We start from the raw sequence: 18,308 nt of genomic DNA on the forward strand, positions 1-18,308 counted from the left end.
TATGTCGCAGTCGCTTCCCCCCTTCTCGCCTCCCGACTGGGGAGCCCCGCCTGCCGGGAGTTTCCGGCCGACGGCCGATTTCACCGATGCCGCGCTCGACGCCGCGCTCGCCGACGCCAACCTGCCGGTGCTGCTCGGCGCGCTCGCGCTGCTGACCGGCGAGGACCGCTGGATCGAGGCCCCCTACCTGCCGACGGCCCCGCGCGACCTCGGCGACCACGACACCGGCGGCTTCCCCGACGAACTGCGGCGGCGCATCCGCGCCGAGGCCGCCGCCGTCCTGCGCGCCTGGCGGGACGGCAGCGAACCGTTCCCGGCGGCGCAGCCGCCGCCCGAGCGGCTGAGCCGGGTGCTGTCGGTGCTGCTCGCCGACGCCATCCCGGCCGAGTACGGCACGCTGCTCGGCGAGGAGATGGGGATCTTCCCCCGGCACAGCGCGCCGCGGGCACCGGTCGACCCCGGCTTCCGGGTGCTGATCATCGGCGCGGGCGTGTCCGGGCTCGCCATGGCGATCCGCCTCGGGCAGGCCGGGATCGGCTACGTCGTGGTGGAGAAGAACGACGAGGTGGGCGGCACCTGGCACGAGAACGTCTACCCCGGCTGCGGCGTCGACACCCCGAGCCACCTCTACGCGCTGTCCTTCGACCCGAATCCCGGCTGGTCCACCTACTTCGCCCCGCAGGACGAGCTGGCGGCCTACTGGCGGGCGCTCGCCGACCGGCACGGCGTCCGGGAGCACATCCGGTTCGGTACCCGGGTCGAGGCCGCCGTGTACGACGAGACCGCCGCGCGGTGGGAGGTGACGGTCCGGCCCGCAGGCGGCGCCGCCGAGACGCTCACCGCGGACATCGTGGTCAGCGCGGTCGGGCTCCTGAACCAGCCGAGCGTGCCCGATCTCCCCGGCCTCGCCGACTTCCGCGGGCCCGCCGTACACACCGCGCGGTGGGATCCGGCGATCGAGCTCGCGGGCAAGCGCGTCGCGGTGATCGGCACCGGCGCCAGCGCCATGCAGGTCGTGCCCGCCGCGGCGGGGGTCGCGGCGAAGGTCACCGTCTTCCAGCGCACCGCGCAGTGGGCGACGCCGCACCCGAACAAGGGCCGCGAGGTGCCCGCCGCCTTCCGCTTCCTCTGCGAGCACGTGCCGTTCTACCTCGCCTGGTACCGGGCCAGGCTGTTCTGGCGGATGGGCGACAAGGTGTGGGGCCTGCTCCAGGTGGACCCCGGCTACCCCGACCTCGGCCGGGCGGTGAACAAAAGCAACGACCGGCTGCGCGCCGCGCTGACCGCCTACATCGAACGCGAGCTCGACGGCAGGCCGGACCTGATCGCCAAGAGCGTGCCGGACTACCCGCCCTACGGGAAGCGGATGCTCATCGACTGCGGCTGGTTCCGCACCCTGCGCCGCGACGACGTGGAACTGGTGACCGAGCCCATCGACACCATCACCGCCGACGGCATCCGCACCGCGGACGGACACCACCACGACGCCGACATCATCGTGCTCGCCACCGGTTTCGACGCGGTGAACGTCCTCGCCTCGTACCGGGTCGAGGGCAGGGACGGGCGGGTCCTGCGCGACGTCTGGGGCGCGGGCGACGGCCGGGCACACCTCGGCATCACCGTGCCCGGCTTCCCGAACTTCTTCTGCCTGTACGGCCCGAACACCAATACCGGCCACGGCGGCACCGTCATCGCGGGCACCGAGATGCAGGTGCAGTACGTCAGCGCCGCGATCGCCGCGCTGCTCGACAACGGCTGGGCCGCGATGGAGGTCAGGCAGGACGCGCACGACGCCTACAACTGCGAACTGGACGACGCGCTCGCGCGGACGGTCTGGGACTTCGGCGGCACCACCACCTACTACCGCAACAGCCGCGGCCGCATCGTCACCAACAGCCCGTGGCGCTACATCGACTACTGGAAACGGGTCAACGCGCCGCGGCAGGCGGACTTCGAGATCACCCACCGCGATGCCGCCGTCGCGGCCACGCCGACCCGATGATGTGAGGAAGCCATGTCCGAACTGGTAGAGACCGCCGCACCCGGTGCGGCGCCCGGGATAGCCGCCGCCACCCTGCCGCAGGCCTTCCAGGCCACCGCCGCCGAGCGCGGCGACCGGCCCGCGCTCGTCGCGTACGGCGAGGACCGCACGCTGAGCTGGCGCGAGTACGCGGCCGCCGTCGAGGAGGTCGCCGCGGGGCTCGCCGCGCTCGGCGTCCGGCGCGGCGACACCGTGGCGATCATGCTGTCCAACAGCCCCGAGTTCCACATCATCGACATGGCGGCGCTGCACCTGGGCGCCACCCCCTTCTCCGTCTACCTCACCTCCGCGCCCGAGCAGCTCGCCTACCTCTTCGACAACGCGGGCAACGCCGTGCTGGTCGCCGAGGAGCGCTTCCTCGACGTCGTCGCGCGCACCGGCGCGCCGCTGCTGAAGCACGTGGTGGTCACCGACGCGGACCGGCCGGGAACGGTCGCGGGCGCCGAGGTGCTCCCGCTGGCCGAGCTGCGCGGGCGCAGGCCGCCCGGCTTCGACTTCGCCGCGACCTGGCGGGCGGTGCGGCCCGGCGACATCGGCACGCTGATCTACACCTCGGGCACCACCGGCGACCCGAAGGGCGTCGAGCTCACCCACGCGAACCTGATGTTCGTCATGCACTCGTGCAATATCCGCTTCCCGTTCGACCCCGAGGGGGCGGCGATCTCCTACCTGCCCACCGCGCACGCGGCGGACCGGGTCTTCTCGCACTACCTGGCGACCGTCACCGGCTGGCCGATCACCACCGTGCGCGATGCCGCGACGGTCTTCGCGGCGGTCGCGCAGGCCCGCCCGTCCTGGTTCCTCGGGGTGCCGCGCATCTGGGAGAAGCTGCGCGGCGCGCTGCTCACCCGCTTCGCTTCGCTCCCCGACGAGCAGCGGACGGCAACCGCGGCGATGGTCGAATCGGCGATCACCGCCGTGCGGCTCGGCCAGGAGCGCGCCGACATCCCGGCGGAGCTGCGCGCCCGGCTCGACATCGCCGAGGAGCGTGTCTTCGGGCCGCTGCGCACCCAGCTCGGCCTCGACCGGGTCGCCCTGCTGATGACCGGGGCCGCGCCCATCGCGCCCGCGGTGCACGAGTTCTTCCTCGCCGTCGGGCTGCCGCTGCAGGAGGGCTTCGGCATGTCCGAGACCGGGGCGCTCGGCTTCACCAACCTGACCACCGACATCCGGATCGGCCTGGTCGGGCTGGCCCAGCCGGGCACCGAGGCCGTGCTCGCCGCGGACGGCGAGCTGCTGCTGCGCGGACCGCACGTGATGCGCGGCTACCGCGGGGACCCGGAGCGCACCGCCGAGGCGATCGACCCGCGGGGCTGGCTGCACACCGGCGACATCGCGGTCATCGACGCCGACGGCTGGGTCCGCATCGTCGACCGGAAGAAGGAGCTGATCATCAACGCGGCGGGCAAGAACATGTCGCCGGTCAATATCGAGAGCACACTCAAGAGCGCCTCGCCGCTGCTCGGGCAGGTCTGCGTCGTCGGCGACCGCAGGCCGTTCAATATCGCGCTCATCGTGCTCGACCCCGACGCCGCGCGAATCTTCGCCGAGGAGAACGGCATCGCGGACGCCTCCCCCGCCGCCCTTGTCGCGGAGCCGCGGCTGCGCGCCGCCGTCGACGCGGCGGTGGAGCGGGCGAACGCCCGGCTCTCCCGGGTCGAGCAGGTCAAGGCGTACCGCCTGCTCGGCACCGAGTGGCTCCCCGACTCCGCGGAACTCACCCCGACGATGAAGCTGCGGCGCCGCGGCGTGGCGGCGAAGTACGCCGACGTCATCGAGGACGTCTACCGGGAAGCCACCCGACCCGCGTGACGCCACCTCCGGACTCCGGGCGGGTGAGGAACCGCGTGCCGACTCACCCGCTCGGCCACCACGCCGGGCGGAGCGGGGCAGACAGGTCGACCGGTCATCGTGTCCAGACATCGACTAGGGTGGCCGGGTGGACAGGGAATCGCTAGCACGTCGACGGCCCCGGGCCCATGACGGCGGGGCCGCCGCCGAACTCGCCGTCTTCGCGGCGACCGAGGAGCTGCTGCACACCACGTCGCTGCACGACCTGACCGTGGCTCAGATCATCCAGCAGGCCAAGCTCTCCAGGGCGAACTTCTACCACTATTTCGCCTCCAAGTTCGATGTCGTGGTGGCGATGGTGTCGCGGCTGCTCACCGACACCTACACCGCCGAGGGGCCGTGGAACTCCGAGCTCGGCCGCTCCAGGCAGCGGGCACTGGACGAGAACCTGCAGCGCACCATCGGGATGTGGTCGGCGCACGGCCCGCTCATCTGCGCGGTGGTGGAGAACATGCACAGCCACCCGGCACTCGGCGCGGCCTGGAACGTCATGCTGCAGCGCTTCGTTTCGGCGATCGGCGAGCAGGTCGAGCACGAGCGGGCCGCGGGCCGCGCGCCCGCGGGCGCGCCGGCCGAGCTGGTGGCCACGGTCCTGGTCTGCGGCTACGAGCGGAGCTTCTACGTCGGGCAGCGCCGCCTCGATCCCCGGATTCCGGAGCCCGCGGCCGCGGTCGCCGCGATCACCGAACTCACCCTCGCCGGGATCTTCGGCGCCGAACGCCCGGTCGAGCGGGCTCGGAAACGCGCGAAGGTCGCCGCGCCGCCGGTCGCCGCGCCGGAGCGTCCGGCGGCGACGCCCGGTGGTGACGCCGAGACCAAGGCGGCGCTGCTCCGGGCCACCAGCGAACTGCTCGGCGAGATGACGCTCGACCAGCTGAGCGTCGCGAAGATCCTCGATCGCTCGAAGCTCTCGCGCGCCACCTTCTACTTCTACTTCGGGAACAAGGACGACGCGTTCATCGAGCTGTTCCAGTCCGTGGCCGACCGCATCGTGCGCGGCTTCGCCGACCTCGCCGCGGCCGACCGCACCGACCCCGCCGGCATCCGGGGGGCGATCAGCGCCTGGCTGGAACTCGATCCGGCCGATCTCGGCGTGCTGCGCAACGCCATTCACGAATGGCCGCGCCGCCCCGAGCTGCGCCTGCGCTACCTGGACACCGTCGCCACCATGACGGCCACCCTCGAGCGCGTCATCGACGCCGACCGCGCGGCGGGGCTCGCCGTCGCAGGCCCGCCTGCCGGCGAGTTCGCCGCGGTACTGCTGTGGACCATCGAGCGCAGTATCGCGGGCTCGCTCGCCGGCGAGGCGCACCTGGGGGACATCGACGCCGTCGCGTCCTTCCTCGGCGACCTGCTCGTCGCCGCCGTCTACGGAGTCTGATCGGCCCCGCCGACGGGGGCAGGCTCCGGCCAGTACCGATCCCGCAGCGTCCGCTTGTACAGCTTCCCGGTCGGCAGCCGCGGCATTTCCTCGATGAAGTCGAAGGAGCGCGGGCATTTGAATCGGGCCAGGTGCTCGCGGCAGAACACCCGTAGCCGCTCGGCCAGCTCGGGCGTCGCCCCGTCCGGGTCGAACGGCTGGATCACCGCCTGCACCGCCTCGCCGAAATCCTCGTCGGGAACGCCGAACACGGCCGCGTCCATGACCTCGGGGTGCGTGACGAGCAGGTTCTCGATCTCCTGCGGATAGATGTTCACCCCGCCGGAGATGATGACGAACGCCTGCCGGTCGGTGAGGAACAGGTACCCGTCCTCGTCCAGGTAGCCGATATCGCCGATCGTGGACATGGTGCCGCCGGGGTCGCGGGCCTCGGCGGTCTTGCCCGGATCGTTGAGGTACTCGAACGAGCTGTTGCCGCCACGGAACCAGATGTCCCCCGGGGTGCCGGGCGGCTGCGGATCGCCGCTCTCGTCCAGGACGACGATCTCGCCGAAGAAGGCGCGGCCGACGGTGCCCGGGTGCGCCAGCCACTCCTCCGGCGTGCAGCCGCAGGTGCCGTTGGCCTCGGTGCCGCCGTAGTACTCGTAGATCACCGGCCCCCACCAGTCGAACATGTCCTGCTTGACCTGGCGCGGGCACGGCGCGGCGCCGTGCACCGCCACCTCGAGCGTCGAGTGGTCGTACCGGTCGCGGACCTCGGCGGGCAGCTTCAGCAGCCGGGAGAACATGGTCGGCACCACCATCGTGTGCGTCACCCGGAACTCGTCCAGCAGCGCGAGGAACTCCTCCGCGTCGAACCGCTCCATGACGATATGGGTCGCGCCGAGCCGCAATCCGATGGAGATCGTGGACTGCGGGCCCGAGTGGTAGAGCGGCGCCGGAGAGAGGAACACCATCCCCTCGCGCATGTGGAACAGCCGCTTGCCCATCTCCTCGATGCCGAGCTGGGTGTCCGGCGCGACATCGGGCAGCTGCCGCTTGACCGCCTTGGGCCGCCCGGTGGTGCCGGAGGAGTAGAACATCGGCGTGCCGAGCCGCTCGCGCTCCACCGGCGTCACCGGGTAGCCCGCGAGCACGGTCGCGAAGTCCAGGAACGGCGGCTCGGCGCCGTCCACCATGAGCCAGTGCTCGACGTCCGGGCACAAACCGGGAAGTCTGCACGCCACCTCGGCTTTCGCGGTGCTGCTGATCACCACCTTCGCGCCGCAGTCGCGGACGATGTAGGCCGCCTCCTCCGCGGCGAGGAACGAGTTCACCGGCGTGTAGTACAGGCCGGTGCGTTCGGCGGCGGCCATGGTCACGATCAGCTCGAGGTGGTTCTCGGTGAAGATCGCGATGGGGTCGGTACGGCGCAGGCCGATGGCGCGGAAGTGGTGGGCGAGCCGGTTGGCCCGCTCGTCCAGTTGCCGGTAGGTGAGCGTCTCGCGAGTACCGGCCATGATGATCGCGGGTCGGTCGGGGTGCTCGGAGACGAGTCGGCCGGGGTACATGTCCAAACTCCTCGCTAGCTGTGATCCAGGTCTCTCGAGTGAATGTAAACTTTGATGCCCTCTCGAGTCAATAGCGTCATTTACTGCGCAGATACTGCTTACTGTTAATATCCACTCCGACACATGAGGGGGCTGGATGACTCGGCGCAGTGCACAGATCATGCGGGCGGCCGCGGTGCTGTTCCGCGACGCCGGGTACCGGAACGTGAGCATCGACGAGATCGGCGCCGCCGTGGGGCTCACCGGGCCCGCGGTGTACCGGCACTTCGCCGGCAAGCACGACATCCTGGTGCGCACGCTCATCGGGCAGGTCGAGCTCGTCGAGGACATGGCGCGCCGGGCCGCCGACGGGCCGGGCACGCCCGGGCAGCGCATGGCCGGCTTCCTCGCCGACCTGGAGCAGCACTCCGTGCACCGCGACGAGGCGATGCTGTGGCGGCGCGAGCGCAGGCACCTGCGCCCGGCCGAGCGCGAGCGGTTCCGCGCCGCGTTCGGGAAGGTGCTCGGCCACACCCGATCCGCGCTCGCGGCCGCCCGGCCCGACCTCGGCGAAAGCGGCCTGGAGCTGCTCTCGGTGGCCCTGCTCTCGCTCTTCGGCAACACCCCCGAGATGCGCGTCGGGCTGGACGACGCCCGGCTGGCCGCGGTGCAGGGCGGGCTCGCCCGCGCGATCGTCGGGTGCGCGCCGCCCGGCGGCGCCGGGGTCGCGAGACCCCGTCCGGCCGAACGCACTCCGGCCGGGCGCCGGGAGCGGATCGTCGCCGCCGCCGCCGAGCTGTTCGACCGCCGCGGCTTCCACGATGTGCGCGTGGACGACATCGCCCGCGCGGCCGGCATGTCCGGGGCAACGCTCTACCAGCAGTTCCCGAACAAGACGCTGATCCTGCGGGCCATCCTGGAGCGCGGGGCCGAGGGGCTGCTCTACGTGACCGCCGAGGCGCTCGCGCGGGCGGACGACGCCCTCGACACCCTGGTCGGCACCTACGTCGACCAGGCGCTCGGGCTGCACGGGCGCACCATGCGCATCCTCGCCACCGATGCCATCTACCTGCCCGACGACACCCAGCGGGACCTGCGCGCCGCGCAGCGCGAGTACGTCGCCGAGTGGACCGACGCCGTCCGGGCCCGCCACCCGGACCACCCGGCCACCGAGGCCCGCGCGGTCGCGCTCGCGGTGATCGGCGTTGTCACCGACCTCTCCCAGACCGGCCGCGTCCGCACCCACCCGGACATCGACGCCGAGCTGCGGGTCCTCGCGCACGCCATGCTGACTCCGGCCGCGGCGGAATGCGAAACTGGAGCGATGACCGAGCCGACCGGACGACGCTGATGGCCCGCCCCGCCGACACCGCCCCGGCGCCCGCGCGCCGCGGCCGCCGCGCCGACCAGATCGCGGCCGCCGCCGGTGAGCTCTTCCGCACGCTCGGCTACCAGAACGTCGGCATCGACCAGATCGGCGCCGCGGTCGGGCTCACCGGGCCCGCGGTCTACCGGCACTTCAAGGGCAAGAACGCCATCCTGGTCGCCGCGCTGATGCGGCAGGTGGCCATGGTCGACGAGCTCGCCATCCGCGCCGACACCGCGGGCGGCACCCCGCGCCAGCGTTTCGACCTGCTGCTCGACGGACTCGGCGACCTCACCGCGTACCACGACGAGGCCACCCTGTGGCGCCGCGAGCAGCGGCACCTGGAACCGGCGCAGCGCGCGGTCTTCGAGGAGAACTTCGTCCAGGTGACCGCGCGGATCGCGGACGGCATCCGCGGCATCCGCCCCGAGCTGTCCGCACCCGACGCGGAGCTGCTCGGCTTCGCCGTCCTCACCATGTACTCCAACACCAGCGGTATCCGCGGCACCCTCACCCCGGAGCGGCTGCGCGAACTGCAGTCCGCCATCGCCCGCGCCATCGCCGCCTGCGAACTGCCCGCCGCCACCGAGCCGCCACCGCCCGCCACCGCGCCCCGGCTCCCGGCCGGGCGCCGCGAGCGAATTCTCGCCGCCGCCACCGAGCTCTTCGACGAGCGCGGCTTCTACGACGTCCGCATCGACGACATCGCCGCGGGCGCGGAGATGTCGGTGAGCACGCTCTACCAGTACGCGAACAGCAAGACCGAGGTGCTGCGGGCGATCCTGCACCGCGGCGCCGAAGGGCTGCTCTACGTCACCGCGGAGACGCTGGCCGCGGTCGCCGACCCCGCCGAGGTACTCGACGCGCTGATCGCCGGCTACATCCGGCAGACGCTCGGCATGCACGGCCGGATCATGCGCATCCTCGCCGCCGATCTGCTCTACCTGCCCGAGCAGGAGCAGACGGCGCTGCGCGAGACCCAGCGCGAGTACGTCGCCGAGTGGGTGCAGGCGATCCTCGCCCGCAGCGAGGGGCTCGCCGCCGAGGACGCGCGGGCGCTCGCGCTGGCGGCGATCGGGGTGCTCACCGATATCTCGCAGCACCCGCGGTTGCGCGCGCGTCCGGGGGTCGCCGCCAAGCTGGCGGCCATCGCGCGGGCGGCGGTGCTCACCCGTATCGGGTGATATCCGGGCGATCGCTCGACACGGCGCACGCCGCGTAGTTCGCTGGGAGCAGCTTCCCCGGAAGGAGCCTCCGTGCCGCGATCCCCCGCCCGCCGGTGAGCAGGCAGGCGCTGCTGCACCGCCCGCTGTTCACCGGCGGGCTACCGCTCGACCGGCACCGGGCGGCCGCGCGGATCAGCGCCTACGTCTACGGCAATGTCCTGATCCTGGCCGCGCTGATCCCGATCCCGGTCAGCCCGAGGCACGTGGGCATCCTGATCGTGGTCGGCGCGGCGCTCTCGACCTTCGTCGCGCACGCCTTCGCGGAGAGCATCGGGCAGAGCATCCGGGAGAACCGCTCGCTGACCTCGGTCGACCGCAGGGGCGAGCTGCGCGACTCGCTCCCCATCCTGACCGCCGCGCTGCTGCCCTGCGCGATCCTGGCCTGCGCCTGGTTCGGCTGGCTCGAACCGCGTACCGCGCAGCTGCTGGCGGAGGGCACCGTGCTGGTCCGGATCGGCGGCACCGCCTTCGTCGTCCGGCGGTTGCAGGGGCGGAAGCCGCACCGCTCCACGTTGATCCAGGCGCTGCTCGTCACCGCCGCGGCTACCGCGGTGGTCGTGGTGAAGGTGATTCTCACCCACTAGTCACCCGCGATGGGTGAGGCGCGGCGAGCACCGAGGGCGGATACTCGAGGCAGCGTCGAGCAGGAAGGACGGGCGCGATGAAGCCGTTGTCGTCGCTCGCCGCGCTGCCCGGCATCGTGACCGCGCGGCAGTACCGCAGGGAGTGGCTGCGCGACGACATCACCGCGGGGCTGGTGCTGACCGCCCTGCTCATCCCCGCGGGCATGGGGTACGCCGAGGCCGCCGGGCTGCCCGCCTACACCGGCCTCTACGCCACCATCGTGCCGCTGCTCGCCTACGCGCTCTGCGGGCCGTCGCGCATCCTCGTCCTCGGGCCGGACTCGTCGCTGGCGCCGCTCATCGCCGCCGCCGTGCTCCCGCTCGCCGTCGCGGACGACCCGGCGACCGCCATCGCACTGGCGGGTGTTCTCGGGGTGCTGGTCGGGCTGATCCTGCTGCTCGGCGGGTTCCTCCGGCTCGGCTTCGTCACCGAGCTGCTCTCCAAGCCGATCCGGCTCGGCTACCTGAACGCCATCGCGCTCATCGTGCTGGTGGGGCAGGTACCGAAGCTGCTCGGCTTCGCCGTCGACGCCGACGGCCTGCTCGGTGAGATCGCCGAGATCGGGCGCGCGCTCGGCTCCGGCGCGGTGCAGCCGCTCGCGGCGGCGGTCGGGCTCGGGTCGCTGGCGGTGATCGTCGGCTTCCGCCTGCTCCTGCCCGCGGTGCCGGGGGTGCTGGTCGCCGTGGTCGGTGCGATCGTGCTGTCCGCGGCGGCGGGGCTGACCGGCGACATCGGCATGGTGGGGGCGCTGCCGAGCGGTTTTCCGCTGCCGAGCTTCGGCGGCGTCGACTGGGGTGCGGTCGGGCGGCTGGCCGGGCCGGCGGCGGGGATCGCGCTGATCGCCTTCGCCGACACCGGCGTGCTGTCGCGGACCTTCGCCGCCAGGCACGGCACCGAGGTGAACGGCAACACCGAGATGAAGGCGATCGGCGTCGCGAACATCGCAGGCGGGCTCTTCGGCGGCTTCCCGATCTCGGCGAGCGGGTCGCGTACCCCCGTCGCCGAGCAGAGCGGCGCGCACACCCAGCTGGCCGGGGTGGTCGGCGCGGCAGCGGTGCTGCTGTTCGTGCTGGTAGCGCCCGGTGTCACCGCCTACCTGCCGGACGCGACGCTGGCCGCGGTCGTCATCGTGGCCGCCTCGGCGCTGATCGATGTCGGCGGGCTGGTCCGGATGTGGCGGATGAGCCGGGTCGAGTTCGCGCTGGCGGCCGCCGCGCTGCTCGGGGTCGCGCTGGTCGGGGTGCTGCAGGGCATTCTGGTCGCGATCGGGCTGTCGTTCCTGGCCGTGGTGGTCCGCGCCTGGCAGCCCTACCGCACCGAGCTGGTGCGCACCCCGGCCCGCCCCGGCTTCCACGACATCGAACGCCACCCCGACGGCCACCGCATTCCCGGGCTGGTGCTGGTGCGGTTCGACGCGCCGCTGTTCTTCGCCAACGGCGAGATCTTCGACTCCTACGTGCGCTCGGTGGTGGCGCGCGCGCCGACGCCGGTCGAGTGGGTGGTCGTGGCCGCCGAGCCGATCACCGGGCTGGACACCACCGCCGTCGACGAACTCGTCGATCTGGACCGCTTCCTGGAGAGCAGGGGGATCCGGCTGGCCTTCGCCGAGATGAAGGGGCCGATCAAGGACCGGCTCATCCGGTTCGGCGTCGGGGACCGGTTCGGTCCCGGCCACTTCTATCCGACCGTCGAGGCGGCGGTCGAGGCGTTCGGCCGGCGGGCGGAATCGTGAGCGCGCGCCCCTGGTTCGCGCGCGCCGCGCTGCTGTGCGCGCTGGTCGCCGCGGTGCTCCCGATCGCGGTGGCGGGGTTGCGGGGCGCCGTCCTGCTGCTCGCGGTAGGGGCGGGTGGCGTCGTGGTGACCGTGGCGGCGCTGTACTGGGCGCTCACCCGGCGCGGGGTGTTGCGCGCGGCGGCTGTCGGGGTGGCGGTGGCGGCGCCGATCGTCGTGGTGGTCATGTACGTGCGGGCGCACCTGCTGTGGGTGGTGCTGCTCGCCGCCGGGTTCGCGGTGCTGGCGCTGCTCGCCGCCAGGGCGGCGCTGCGCCCGCCGCGCTCCCCCGTGCTCGAGCATCTCGCACCGGATGTCGAGCATCCCTTCCTGATCATGAATCCGCGCTCCGGCGGCGGGAAGGTGGTGGCGTTCGACCTGCCGCGCCTGGCCACCGAGCTCGGTGCCGAGGTGGCGCTGCTGGACGGCCCCGAGCCGATCGACGTCGTCGCGCTCGCCAGGGCGGCCGTCGCGCGCGGCGCGGACCTGCTCGGGGTGGCGGGGGGCGACGGCACCCAGGCGCTGGTCGCCGGGGTGGCGGCCGAGCACGGGCTGCCGTTCCTCGTCATCAGCGCGGGCACCCGCAACCACTTCGCCATGGACCTGGGGCTGGACCGCGCCGACCCGGCCGCCGGGCTGACCGCGCTCACCGACGGGGTCGAGTTGCGCGTCGACCTCGCCCGGATCAACGGGCGCCCCTTCGTCAACAACGCCTCCTTCGGCGTCTACGCCGAGATCGTGGAGGACCCGGCCTACCGCGACGACAAGGCGCGCACCGTGCTCGCACGGCTCCCCGACCTGCTGACCGGCCCCGACTCGGCGCTGCTCATCGCGCACGCGGACGAGACGAGGATCGTCGCCCCGCAGGCGATCCTGGTGAGCAACAACCCCTACGGCTCCGGCGATCTGGCCGGGCTGAGCCGCCGCGAGCGGCTCGACCGCGGCGTGCTCGGCGTCGCCGCGGTCGCGGTGGCGAGCACCGGCGCCGCCATCCGGCTGCTGCGCCGCACCCGCACCGACGGGCTGACCCGCCTGGACGCCACCACCGTCACCGTCGACGCCGCCGCCCCGCGGATCCCGGTCGGCGTCGACGGGGAATCGCTGCTGCTCGACACCCCCGTGCGCTGCACCATCGAGCCCGGCGCCCTGCGCGTGCGCGTTCCCGCGAACCGGCCGGGTGTGCGAGCCGCCGCACCCACGGTCGACTGGGTGCGGCTGCTGCAGCTGGCCGGTCCGGCGGACTAGCGTTCCGCCCTGGTGGCGTCGAACGCCTCCGCGCAGCGGATCAGCAGCGCCTGGAACAGCTCTCGCTCGTCGTCGGTGAACTCCTTGCCGACGGCGCGCTCCACCCGCACCGCGCGGGCGTCGGCCTCCCGCATGACCTCTTCGCCGCGGGGGGTCAGCCGGGTCTCCAGCACATTGCGGTGCCATTCGTGCGGATTGCGCTCGATGAGCCCGCGCTCCCGCAGGTTGGTCAGGATCGTGGTCATGGTGGGCGGGGTGACGCCGCAGAGCCGGGCGAGCGCGGCGGCGGAGATGCCGGGGTTCTCGGTGAGGAAGAGCAGCGCCGAGTACTGCGGCACGGTGACGCCGACCGGCTTCAGCGCGGCGTTCTTGGCGACGGTCAGGGCCTGCTCGGCGCGCTTGATGTAGGACCCGAGGCGCTCCGAAGCGGGCATGGACGTCATGCACGCATGGTATCCGGCCACTTTCTTGTTCGACCCTTGACGAGCATTCGAACTCTAACTTAGATTAGCTCTCGTTGTTCGATGTGACTTCACATAGCGAGGCAGGTTCCATGCTTCCCACCCTTTTTCGCCGTTCCGCCGTCGCCGCGTGCGCGCTGGCCGCGGTCGCCTGCGGCTCGACCGCCGCACCGGATCCGGTCGAGACCGCCTACGTGCTCCCCGGCGAGCGCGTCTACCCCGAGGGGATCGCCGCCGATCCCCGCACCGGCGACACCTACGTGGGCTCCTACGCCACCGGCGCGATCTATCGGGCCGCGCCGGACGCCGCCGAGGCGGAGGTGTTCCTGCCAGCGGGCGCCGACGGCCGGGCCACCGCGAACGGCCTGGAGGTCGACTCCGCCGGGCGGCTCTGGGTCACCGACTCCACCGCGGGCGTCACCGTCTACGACATCGCGAGCCGCAGGGTGCTCGCCCGGTTCGACGTGCCGGGCCCGCAGCCGCGCTTCGTCAACGATCTCGCCGTCACCCCGGACGGCAGCGCCTACCTGACCGACTCGGTGCGCGGCGTCGTCTACCGCGTCACCCCGGATCAGCTCGCGGCCGGCGGCGGCGGGGCCGAGCTCACGGTGCGCTTCGATCTCACCGGGAAGCTGGCGCCGCGCGCGCCGGACGCGTTGAACATCAACGGCATCGTCGCCGACCCGGCCGGGCGCTATCTGCTCGTCGTGGACATGATCCCGGGCCGGCTGTACCGGATCGGGCTCGACGACGGCGCTATCCGCGAGGTCGAACTGCACGGCGGCGACGTCGGCAACGGCGACGGGCTGGAACTGCGGGACGGCACGCTGTGGGTGGTGCAGAACCTGACGAACACCGTCAGCCGCTGGTCGGTCGCCGACGACGGGGCGACCGCGACCAAGTCGGGGGAGATCACCGATGCCGCCCTGCGGATTCCGACCACGATGGCGCGGGTCGGTGATCGGACGCTGGTGGTGGCATCGCAGTTCGACCGGGGCGGGCCGATGGGGCCCGGTGAGCCGTCCCGCTTCGAGATCGTCTCCGTGCACGGCATCTGAGCGGTCACCCGGCGGGCGGGATGGCGGTTCCCTGCGCCGACACGAGGCGGAATTCGCCGTCGGCGGAGACGAAAACGTGGGTGTAGCGGCTGGCGGTGGTCACCGCGGTGCCGTCGGGCAGGGTGAACTCCATGGCCGTCCGGCCGACGACGACGGTCGTCGTGCCGAACTCGCGGACGGTGGCCTCCGCCGGGTCGGTGTCGATGCGGGTGAAGCGCACCGCGGCGGAGCCGACGAACTCCACGAACTCCGCGCGGGCCGTCACCCCGCCCGCAGCCACGTCGACGATCAGGAACTCGGGATGCAGCAGTTCCTCGAGCGCGGCGGTGTCGGCGCCGAGGAGCGCGTCGAAGAAGCGGCGGTCGGCGGCGAGAACGTCGGTCATCGGGGAGCCTTTCGGTCGGGGATCCCGGCGAGGAGCTGGGAGAGCCCGGTGGTGAAGCGGCGGTCGGCGGCGGCCGGGTCGGTGTCCGGCCGGTAGCGGGTGAGGTGGGGGTAGCGGTCGTCCGCGTCGGGGCCGGTGGTCGGGGTGGCCTGAGATTCCGCGTGCACGAAGCCGAGCACGAACCAGAGCACGGCCAGGTACGCGTCGGCGACCTCGTCCTCGGGCAGCCCGCTCTCGGCGATCAGCCCGACCAGGGCGTCGGCCAGGGCCAGCGTCACCGGGCCGAGGTGCCAGCCCTGCCGCCACAGCACCGCGACCAGCGCGGGCCGGGGCAGCAGCGCGGCGCGGGTCGCCACCGCCAGCCCTGTCGCGCGCTCGCGCCACGTTCCCCCGGGCGGTATCTCGATGTGCCGCAGCGTCTCGTCCAGGACTCCGGTCAGGAGTTCGTCCCGGTCGCGGACGTGCCAGTACAGGGTGGCCGGGCCGGTGCCGAGCGCGCGGGCCAGCGAACGCATGGACAGCCCGGCCACGCCGGACTCGTCCAGCAGCCGGCCCGCCGCCGCGAGCACCTCGGCGCGGGAGAGGGTTTCGCGGCCCTTGGCGCGGGCCGCCGCGCTGCGTTTCTCGAACGCCGTTCGTGACACACGGACAGCGTACGATACGAGCGCTGGACCTGGAGGACACGCGACCGCACCGGAGGGCTACGCATGCGAGTGCACCTGGACACCGATATCGGCGAGGGCTTCGGCGTCTGGGGCAACCACGACGAGTCCGCGCTCATGGCGCAGGTCTCGGCGGCCAACATCGCCTGCGGTTTCCACGCGGGCGACCCGGACATCCTGCGCCGCACCACCGCGCTCGCCGCCGAGCTCGGCGTCTCCATCGGCGCGCAGGTCTCCTACCGGGACCTGGCCGGGTTCGGGCGGCGCTTCATCGACGTCGCCCGCCCGACGCTGGTCAACGAGATCGTCTACCAGATCGGCGCGCTCCAGGCCTTCGCCGGGATCGCGGGCACCGAGGTGACCTACGTGAAGGCGCACGGCGCGCTGTACAACGTGGCCGCCGAGCACGTCGAGCAGGCGGCGGCCATCGTGGAGGCGGTGGAGCTGGTCGATCCCGGGCTGGCGCTGCTGTGCCAGTACGACACCGAGGTGTGGAATCGGGCCCGCCAGCGCGGGATCGCCACCGTCGCGGAGGTGTTCGTGGATCGCGGCTACACCGCAGCGGGGCGACTGGTATCGCGGAAGCACCCGGCTGCGCTGGTCACCGATGTCGAGGAGGCCGCCCGGCGGGCGCTGACCATGGTGACCGAGCGCCGGGTGCGCGCGGTCGACGGTGAGACGGTGGCCGTCGCGCCGGAGGGTGCCACCGCGCTGGCGCTCTGCGTGCACAGCGACACCCCCGGCGCGCTGGACATGGCGACGGCTACCGGGGCGTTGTTGCGCGCGAACGGTTTCGCTCCTGTGCCGATCGGCCGCTCGCGCTGACGGCGCCGACGTCTCGGCCACCGCCGCGGCGGCCCGGTGTGCGAATTCGCCGGAACCCGGGTGATTGAGCCCGCGGAGCGGGGGTATGCCGCGAACTGGATGGCGTGCGTATGAGGGCGCGCACCAACGGTTTCGGAAAGAACGGAGAGTGCCATGCTCGGTCTCGGAATCCTCGGCTGGATCATCATCGGTGGCCTGGCCGGCTGGATCGCCAGCAAGATCGCGAAGACCGATGCCCAGCAGGGCATCCTGCTCAACATCGTCGTCGGCGTGATCGGCGGCCTGCTGGGCGGTTTCCTGCTGAAGCTGCTCGGCGTCGACGTCGAGGGCGGGGGGCTGTGGTTCAGCTTCTTCACCTGCCTCGGTGGCGCGGTCATCCTGCTGTTCCTGGTCAACCTGGTCACCGGGCGTCGCGCCGTGCGATAACCCGCACTCTCCCGAACGGCCCGGAGCCTCGGCTCCGGGCCGTTTCGCGTCGGCGCTTCAGGAACGCTTGCTCAGATCCACCTTGCCGGGCAGCGTCATCAGCAGATCCTTCTTCAGCTCGATCCTTCGCCGCGGCGCCCGCACCACGCGGCTCCGCGCGGCCAGGTCGTGCACGGCTCGGCGCCGGCCGGGGAGCGTCGCGAGCACCAGGCTGACGAGCGAGACGAAGACCCCGGCCATGGCGATTCCATCGAGGGGCGCCGATTCGGGGTAGGAGCCGGACAGCGACATGAAGACGAAGGGGAGGAAGATGATCAGCATGCGGATGGTCGCCGGTCCCGGGGCCAACCGCGGCCGCGCCCACTCCCCCGCGGGCACGACCCGTAACCCCAGCAGCCCCTTGCCCAGTGTCTGGCCATCACGACGCATCAGCAGGAACACCTCGAGCCCCACGTAGGCGATGAAGTAGCACAGCCAGGCGCCGAAGGTGAGCACGGCATCCTCGGCGGATTCGCCGGCCGCGACCGCCACCGGAAGGACCACCAGCCCCACCGGTATCGCCACCACGAAGGTGAGCACCAGGCAGAAGGTGAGATCGAGGATCCTGGCGGCGAGCCGCCGGAAGAACGGGGCGGGTTCGTAGGTCATGGCGCCTTTCCAGGTCGGTGGTGAACCGTTCGATCGGTGCCGAACGCGCGGCACCGGCGGGTCGCGATGCCCGATACAGTGCAATACCACGCGCCCGGCCGGGCGAACAGACCAGAGGAGCCGAGCATGCGCCCGCGACCGGAGGCCCGACCCTGATGCGCGTAGCTCTCGCCGACGACGACATCCTCCTCCGCGAGGGCCTGGCCAGCCTGCTCACCAACGCGGGCTTCGAGGTGATCGGCCAGGCGGGCGACGCCGAGCAACTCCTCACCGTCGTCGCGAACGAACGCCCCGACCTCGCCCTCGTCGACATCCGCATGCCCCCGACACACACCGCCGAGGGCCTCGACGCCGCCCTGCGCATCCGCAGGGAATTCCCCGGGACCGCGATCCTCGTCCTGTCGGCGCACGTCGACGTCGACCAGGCCCTGGAACTGCTGGACGGCGGAAAGGGCATCGGCTACCTGCTCAAGAGCCGGGTCACCGATGTGAGCGACTTCGTCGAGACCGTGCACCGGATCGCCAACGGCGCGTCGGTGATCGACCCGGCCCTGGTGCGGGAGCTCGTCGCCGCCCGGCGCAGGGACGACCCGCTCGCGGCGCTCAGCGCGCGCGAGCGCGAGGTGCTGACCCTGATGGCCGAGGGGCTGTCGAACTCCGGCATCGGCAGGCGGCTGTGGATCAGCGAGGGCACGGTGGAGAAGCACGTGCGCAGCATCCTGACCAAGCTCGACCTCACCGAGACCCCCGACGATCACCGCAGGGTGCGGGCGGTCATCATCTTCCTCGACGCGACCACCTGACCCGGAA

At 72.4% G+C, this 18,308-nt stretch carries 17 protein-coding genes; 12 read left to right on the top strand and 5 right to left on the bottom strand.

Annotation, left to right across the window (positions count from 1 at the left end):
- The first annotated feature begins 1 nt into the window (after position 1).
- From ACFUJ1_RS16785 to ACFUJ1_RS16795, 3 genes are all read left to right on the top strand, one after another.
- Positions 2–2,002 carry a flavin-containing monooxygenase gene (locus tag ACFUJ1_RS16785; protein WP_378646472.1) on the top strand — a complete coding sequence of 667 codons (2,001 nt, stop codon included), beginning with the start codon at positions 2–4 and terminating at the stop codon, positions 2,000–2,002.
- Between the two features lie 12 nt (positions 2,003–2,014).
- Positions 2,015–3,853 (top strand): AMP-dependent synthetase/ligase, encoded by a 1,839-nt coding sequence (locus ACFUJ1_RS16790; protein WP_378646474.1) that lies wholly within the window; start codon positions 2,015–2,017, stop codon positions 3,851–3,853.
- Positions 3,854–3,980: 127 nt separating this feature from the next.
- Complete coding sequence (locus ACFUJ1_RS16795) at positions 3,981–5,273, top strand: TetR/AcrR family transcriptional regulator (RefSeq protein WP_378646476.1); 1,293 nt, start codon at positions 3,981–3,983, stop codon at positions 5,271–5,273.
- On the opposite strand, the gene ACFUJ1_RS16800 is transcribed toward ACFUJ1_RS16795, so the two are convergent.
- Complete coding sequence (locus ACFUJ1_RS16800; protein WP_378646478.1) at positions 5,261–6,823, bottom strand: AMP-binding protein; 1,563 nt, start codon at positions 6,821–6,823, stop codon at positions 5,261–5,263. The two genes, ACFUJ1_RS16795 and ACFUJ1_RS16800, sit on opposite strands and share 13 nt — an antisense overlap.
- Before the next feature lie 136 nt (positions 6,824–6,959).
- On the opposite strand from ACFUJ1_RS16800, the gene ACFUJ1_RS16805 reads away from it, so the two are divergent.
- The 5 genes from ACFUJ1_RS16805 to ACFUJ1_RS16825 all read left to right on the top strand — a co-directional run bounded on the left by ACFUJ1_RS16805 (position 6,960) and on the right by ACFUJ1_RS16825 (position 13,033).
- On the top strand, positions 6,960–8,153 hold the full coding sequence (locus tag ACFUJ1_RS16805) for a TetR/AcrR family transcriptional regulator (protein WP_378646480.1): 1,194 nt from the start codon (positions 6,960–6,962) through the stop codon (positions 8,151–8,153).
- Complete coding sequence (locus ACFUJ1_RS16810; RefSeq protein WP_378646482.1) at positions 8,153–9,352, top strand: TetR/AcrR family transcriptional regulator; 1,200 nt, start codon at positions 8,153–8,155, stop codon at positions 9,350–9,352. The genes ACFUJ1_RS16805 and ACFUJ1_RS16810 overlap by 1 nt, the downstream gene beginning before the upstream one ends.
- Positions 9,353–9,447: 95 nt before the next feature.
- On the top strand, positions 9,448–9,978 hold the full coding sequence (locus tag ACFUJ1_RS16815; RefSeq protein ID WP_378646484.1) for a hypothetical protein: 531 nt from the start codon (positions 9,448–9,450) through the stop codon (positions 9,976–9,978).
- Positions 9,979–10,055: 77 nt separating this feature from the next.
- Positions 10,056–11,750 (top strand): SulP family inorganic anion transporter, encoded by a 1,695-nt coding sequence (locus ACFUJ1_RS16820; RefSeq protein WP_378646486.1) that lies wholly within the window; start codon positions 10,056–10,058, stop codon positions 11,748–11,750.
- Entirely contained in the window at positions 11,747–13,033 is a 1,287-nt protein-coding gene (locus ACFUJ1_RS16825; protein ID WP_378646488.1) for a diacylglycerol/lipid kinase family protein, read from the top strand. Before ACFUJ1_RS16820 ends, ACFUJ1_RS16825 begins: the two co-directional genes overlap by 4 nt.
- Here ACFUJ1_RS16825 and ACFUJ1_RS16830 read toward each other — a convergent pair.
- Positions 13,030–13,476, bottom strand: a complete 447-nt coding sequence (locus ACFUJ1_RS16830; protein WP_378646490.1) for a MarR family winged helix-turn-helix transcriptional regulator — start codon at positions 13,474–13,476, stop codon at positions 13,030–13,032. The genes ACFUJ1_RS16825 and ACFUJ1_RS16830 overlap by 4 nt on opposite strands.
- A gap of 110 nt (positions 13,477–13,586) precedes the next feature.
- On the opposite strand from ACFUJ1_RS16830, the gene ACFUJ1_RS16835 reads away from it, so the two are divergent.
- Entirely contained in the window at positions 13,587–14,552 is a 966-nt protein-coding gene (locus ACFUJ1_RS16835) for an SMP-30/gluconolactonase/LRE family protein (RefSeq protein ID WP_378646492.1), read from the top strand.
- 4 nt (positions 14,553–14,556) lie between these two features.
- On the opposite strand, the gene ACFUJ1_RS16840 is transcribed toward ACFUJ1_RS16835, so the two are convergent.
- Both ACFUJ1_RS16840 and ACFUJ1_RS16845 read right to left on the bottom strand, forming a co-directional pair.
- Positions 14,557–14,937 carry a YybH family protein gene (locus ACFUJ1_RS16840; protein WP_378646494.1) on the bottom strand — a complete coding sequence of 127 codons (381 nt, stop codon included), beginning with the start codon at positions 14,935–14,937 and terminating at the stop codon, positions 14,557–14,559.
- On the bottom strand, positions 14,934–15,581 hold the full coding sequence (locus ACFUJ1_RS16845; RefSeq protein WP_378646496.1) for a TetR/AcrR family transcriptional regulator: 648 nt from the start codon (positions 15,579–15,581) through the stop codon (positions 14,934–14,936). Before ACFUJ1_RS16845 ends, ACFUJ1_RS16840 begins: the two co-directional genes overlap by 4 nt.
- Before the next feature lie 63 nt (positions 15,582–15,644).
- On the opposite strand from ACFUJ1_RS16845, the gene ACFUJ1_RS16850 reads away from it, so the two are divergent.
- Positions 15,645–16,424: a LamB/YcsF family protein gene (locus ACFUJ1_RS16850; RefSeq protein ID WP_378646498.1), complete on the top strand. Its 780-nt coding sequence runs from the start codon at positions 15,645–15,647 to the stop codon at positions 16,422–16,424.
- 153 nt (positions 16,425–16,577) lie between these two features.
- On the top strand, positions 16,578–16,850 hold the full coding sequence (locus ACFUJ1_RS16855) for a GlsB/YeaQ/YmgE family stress response membrane protein (protein WP_378646500.1): 273 nt from the start codon (positions 16,578–16,580) through the stop codon (positions 16,848–16,850).
- Positions 16,851–16,907: 57 nt separating this feature from the next.
- Here ACFUJ1_RS16855 and ACFUJ1_RS16860 read toward each other — a convergent pair whose 3' ends face one another.
- On the bottom strand, positions 16,908–17,498 hold the full coding sequence (locus ACFUJ1_RS16860; protein ID WP_378646502.1) for an RDD family protein: 591 nt from the start codon (positions 17,496–17,498) through the stop codon (positions 16,908–16,910).
- Between the two features lie 155 nt (positions 17,499–17,653).
- Between ACFUJ1_RS16860 and ACFUJ1_RS16865 the strand changes: the two genes are divergently transcribed.
- The gene (locus ACFUJ1_RS16865) at positions 17,654–18,301 is read left to right on the top strand and encodes a response regulator (protein WP_378646504.1); all 648 of its coding nucleotides are present in this window, start codon (positions 17,654–17,656) and stop codon (positions 18,299–18,301) included.
- The last annotated feature ends 7 nt before the right edge of the window (positions 18,302–18,308 follow it).

The organism is Nocardia sp. NPDC057227 (assembly GCF_042669725.1).
Classification (GTDB): Bacteria; Actinomycetota; Actinomycetes; order Mycobacteriales; family Mycobacteriaceae; genus Nocardia; species Nocardia asteroides_A.